This window comes from Microbacterium sp. (genome assembly GCF_036277215.1).
In the GTDB taxonomy this organism is placed as follows: Bacteria; Actinomycetota; Actinomycetes; order Actinomycetales; family Microbacteriaceae; genus Microbacterium.
This window is the reverse complement of the sequence record NZ_DASUNI010000106.1, coordinates 1-4,438: the sequence shown is the minus strand read 5'-3', so window position 1 is coordinate 4,438 and position 4,438 is coordinate 1. Positions and strand designations below refer to the sequence as shown.

Sequence of the window (4,438 nt, the reverse complement as noted above, 5' to 3'; positions counted from 1 at the left end):
CATCAGGCTTGCGCCCATTGTGCAATATTCCCCACTGCTGCCTCCCGTAGGAGTCTGGGCCGTGTCTCAGTCCCAGTGTGGCCGGTCACCCTCTCAGGCCGGCTACCCGTCGACGCCTTGGTGAGCCATTACCTCACCAACTAGCTGATAGGCCGCGAGCTCATCCCTGACCGAAGTTCTTTCCAGCTGCTGAAGATGCCTTCGCAGCTCGTATCCGGTATTAGACGCCGTTTCCAGCGCTTATCCCAGAGTCAGGGGCAGATTGCTCACGTGTTACTCACCCGTTCGCCACTGATCCAGAGAGCAAGCTCTCCTTCACCGTTCGACTTGCATGTGTTAAGCACGCCGCCAGCGTTCATCCTGAGCCAGGATCAAACTCTCCGTAAAAGAATTTTGCTGCGAACGAACCGGAATGGGTTCGGCCGAGCGAGTTTGAACTGACGATCGGATGTCATTGCTGACATATCCGTTTAATCTCAAAAGAATCTCATCGGTCAGCAAGCTGACCGCGAGGTTTTTTGGCATTTGACAAGTGCACGCTGTTGAGTTCTCAAGGATCGGATGCTCCCGCCTCTGGCCTCTCGGCCGTCCTGCAGGGCAACTTCTCTATCTTACCCACTCCTCCAGACGCAGTCAAATCGACTGTGGCCGGATCGTCGCGACCCGGGCACAGCCCGTGAGCGCTCCAACTGGAGGGGGGTTTCCATCTTAGACCCGGAGGTCTGCAGCGCGCTAGGCACTGACTTCGATGGAGGTGGTTCTCCGCTTGAGAAGGGGAAGCTTTGCGGCCTCTCGCGCTTCTGTGGGGCGAACAATGAATACATTACGTGGGATGCGGGAGGTGGGCAAATCGTGCTCGCCGCCCGGGCGTGTCGCGGTTCGTAAGCCCGTGATTCCGCGCTTCATCCAGCCGTCCGACCCCTGCCTCGGCCGCCTGGGCGGCTGCGCGCAGGTCGCCGATGAAGGAGCGAAGGCCCGGCTCGACCGTGCCGCGTTCGTCGCCGATCGTGACCGGGCGTCCGAACTGCGGCGATCACGGGGATGGCGGCGTCCGGAAGACGGGCGTATCGTCCGACCATGTCGTCTGCGCCGTATCCCGCGACTCCGCATGCGCTGCCGAAGGACCTGGCAGCCACTGCGGTCGATCTCTTCGGGCGGGGTCGCGTCGTGTCGTGGTGCGAGGAGCTGCTCGCCGGGCGCGCGGCGGATGACGACGCGGAGTGGCCCGACATCGCCTGGCTCGGTGGCACGGTCGGCTGGGTCGACTACTGGGCGCGCACGTGGGGCGCGCGGGGTCTGCTGCACGTCGGTCCGCCCGACCGCCCCGCGATCGTGCTGGCGGCCCTCGAGGACCCTGCCTGGCGGGTGCGGGAGATGAGCCTCAAGGTCATCCGCCGTCATGGCCTCGACGATCCGCACGGACGCATCGCGCGTCTCGTGGATGACCCCAGCGAACGCGTCCGGGTGCAGGCCTGGACGACGCTCGGCTGCACGCCCGATGCCCGCGATGCCGCGTGGGCGGCTGGATTCCGCTCTCGCTCGCAGGAACGCGTCGGTGCTCGAGAGCGCTAAAGACGCACGAGGGACCGACGCGCCCGCACGATCTGGACCGCAACGGCCAGCAGAACGGTGAGCAGTCCCCACAGCGCGCAGGCCCTCGGCAGGACACGGTAGGCCAGGTGTGCCGCGGTCCACTCGCCCGAGGGTGGTCCGAAGACGACCAGGCCGGCCACCCACGCGACCCCGAGGATCGCCGGCAACGACAGCCACCATGCCCACCGGATCCATTCCGGCAGCAGTCCGCTAGCGGATGCCGAGGCGTCCCGTCCTCGCAGCCACAGGGCGGCGGCGACCGCGAGGATCACGAGACCGAGGACGGAGGAACCGTGCTGGAGCCACTTGAAGCCGGCAAGCGGTCCCCACTGCTCCTCGAGGACGGGGAGCACTTCCGCTCCCCACCGGCCCTCGTGGGTGAACAGGTCCCAGACGATGTGCGTCAGGATGCCGAGGGCGAGCGAAGCGAGGAGCAGGAGGGCTCCCAGCCAAGACGGCCGCTCCCCCGCGCACCACTCACCGGAACCCGTTCGATCGACGTGTACTCGGAGGGCGAAGGTCTCGCGCAGTGAGGCGGCGGCCCCGGCATCCCACTCGCCCGGAAGCCGTCGCCCCAGCCATCGTGGTGACAAGTCTCGGACCGCGGGACGCAGGACGCACCGCCAGACCAGCAGAAGGACGAAGGCCACGACGATGGTCACGGGCAGCCAGACGAAGCTGTGGGTGACTCCGTAGGTCAGGGGCAGACCGCGGACGAAGAGCGGAAGATCCGGCGACATCGCGCCCACCGCGATCGCCGCCGGCACCAGCGGCGAGCGCAGGAACGGCAGGGCGACGACCGCGTGACTCGGGGTTAGGGGCATGCGCCGCTCGGACTGGTCGGTTCCTGAATGTGGTCGCTCAACGACCGGCGGCGAAGACGCCGGCAAGCGTCTTCTTGCCACGACGCAGAACGGACACGCCTCCCGGCAGCGAGCCGCGCACGACCGCCGCATCGTCGTCGACCCTGTGGCCATCGAGCGAGACCCCGCCCTGGGCGATCGCGCGACGCGCCTCGCTGAGGCTGGCGACGAGGCCGGTGTCCAGCAGCGCGTTCACGACGGGCGTGCCCACCGGCAGCTCGGCGTGCGGCAGCTCGCGCAGCGCGCTGGCCAGCGTCCCGGCATCCAGGGAGGTCATATCCCCCTGGCCGAACAGCGCCTCGGATGCGGCGATCGCGGCTGCGGTCGCGTGGGGCCCGTGCACCAAGCTCGTCACCTCGAGCGCGACGCGCTTCTGACCGATGCGGCGGAAGGGCTCGGCGTGATGTGCGGCGACGATCTCCTCGATCTCCGCGCGCGTGAGGAAGGTGAACACCTTGAGTCGGTCGGCGACGTCGGCGTCATCGGTGTTGAGCCAGAACTGGTACATCGCGTACGGACTGGTCAGGCTGGAATCCAGCCAGATCGCATTGCCCTCGCTCTTGCCGAACTTGCGTCCGTCGCTGTTCGTGATCAGCGGCGTGCCGATGGCATGGACGCTCTTGCCCTCGGCCCGATGGATCAGGTCGACGCCGCTGGTCAAGTTGCCCCACTGATCGCTTCCCCCGGTCTGCAGCACGCAGCCGTACTGCAGGAAGAGCTCGCGGTAGTCCAGTCCTTGCAGGATCTGGTAGCTGAACTCCGTGTAGCTGATGCCCTCGTCGGAATTGAGCCGAGCGCTGACGGCCTCCTTCTTGAGCATCGTGCCGACGCGGTAGTGCTTACCGATGTCGCGCAGGAAGTCGATCGCGCTCATCGGCGCTGTCCAGTCGAGATTGTTCACCATGCGGGCGGCGTTCTCGCCCTCGAAGCTCAGGAAGCGCGCCACCTGCTGCTCGAGGTACCCGACCCATTCGGCCACCGTCTCCTTCGTGTTCAGCACCCGCTCGGACGTGGGACGGGGGTCGCCGATCAACCCCGTCGAGCCGCCGACCAGGCCGAGCGGCCGGTGGCCCGCCAGCTGCAGCCGGCGCATCACGAGCAACTGGACGAGGTTGCCCAGGTGCAGGCTCGGCGCCGTCGGATCGAAGCCGCAGTAGTACACGACGGGTGGCCCGGCGAGCAGCGCGCGCAGCGCATGCTGGTCGGTCGACACGTGTACGAGCCCGCGCCACACCAGCTCGTCCCAGACGTTCTCGAACGTCGGATCGTTGGCGGGCGCGCTCGAGGTCAGAGCGGGAGAAGACACGCGTGCCAGGTTATCAGCGGGGCCCCGGGCCACCTGCCGGGTCGAGTCCGCCACCGATGGGCGTCGACACGATGTAGTCGGGAAGCCTCATCCTCCCCACATAAGCATGCCGACTTATTCTGGTCGATAATTAAGTCGTGTAGCATGATCGCACTACATGAAGCTATTACGCTTATCAAAGCCAGGCACGGAGGTGCCCATGTTCGTCATAAACGCAGATCAACGCGACAGCAGGTCGAATGTCGATCTGGTGCCCAGGGCCGCCGCCCTGGTGGAACGCGTGGGTGGGGACCGACTGACTCTCCCGGTCCAGCGCAACGCCGGCGACGAACTGCAGACCCTCACCGCGAGCGCCGCGGCTGCGCTCACCATCAGCCTCGAGCTGCTGCGGGACGGTCGCTGGAGCGTCGGCCTCGGGGTGGGTGCGATCGAGACGCCGCTGCCTCCCGACATCCGGGCCGCACGCGGCGCGGTGTTCGTCCTCGCACGTGACGCGGTCGATCGGGCGAAGTCGGCGTACGGCCGGATCGCGGTCTCGTCTGCGGACCCGGTCGCGGCCGAGGACTCCGAGGCCTATCTGCGGCTTCTGGTCGACCTGCGCGACCGCCGCTCCGAGCAGGGGTGGGAGGTGGCCGACCTTCTGGCCCAGGGTCTCACCCAGAAGCGCATCGCAAGC

At 66.9% G+C, this 4,438-nt stretch carries 4 protein-coding genes and 1 rRNA gene; 2 read left to right on the top strand and 3 right to left on the bottom strand.

The window, feature by feature from the left end; genetic code table 11:
• A 16S ribosomal RNA gene (locus VFX99_RS05265) occupies positions 1 to 387 on the bottom strand; the annotation flags it as partial.
• Between the two features lie 690 nt (positions 388 to 1,077).
• Here VFX99_RS05265 and VFX99_RS05260 point away from each other — a divergent pair.
• A complete protein-coding gene (locus tag VFX99_RS05260; protein WP_329665265.1) occupies positions 1,078 to 1,572 on the top strand; it encodes a hypothetical protein in 495 nt (164 codons plus the stop codon).
• On the opposite strand, the gene VFX99_RS05255 is transcribed toward VFX99_RS05260, so the two are convergent.
• A complete protein-coding gene (locus VFX99_RS05255; protein WP_329665264.1) occupies positions 1,569 to 2,417 on the bottom strand; it encodes a DUF4184 family protein in 849 nt (282 codons plus the stop codon). The two genes, VFX99_RS05260 and VFX99_RS05255, sit on opposite strands and share 4 nt — an antisense overlap.
• Positions 2,418 to 2,454: 37 nt before the next feature.
• Positions 2,455 to 3,762, bottom strand: a complete 1,308-nt coding sequence (gene tyrS, locus VFX99_RS05250; protein ID WP_329665263.1) for a tyrosine--tRNA ligase — start codon at positions 3,760 to 3,762, stop codon at positions 2,455 to 2,457.
• Positions 3,763 to 3,961: 199 nt separating this feature from the next.
• Here tyrS and VFX99_RS05245 point away from each other — a divergent pair.
• On the top strand, positions 3,962 to 4,438 hold a 477-nt coding region (locus tag VFX99_RS05245), incomplete at its 3' end, for a DNA-binding protein (protein ID WP_329665262.1).

Excerpts from the sequence above, each read along its gene's own strand:
- VFX99_RS05260 (WP_329665265.1), top strand. The coding sequence starts at position 1,078 with ATGTCGTCTGCGCCGTATCCCGCGACTCCGCATGCGCTGCCGAAGGAC.
- VFX99_RS05255 (WP_329665264.1), bottom strand. The coding sequence starts at position 2,417 with ATGCCCCTAACCCCGAGTCACGCGGTCGTCGCCCTGCCGTTCCTGCGC.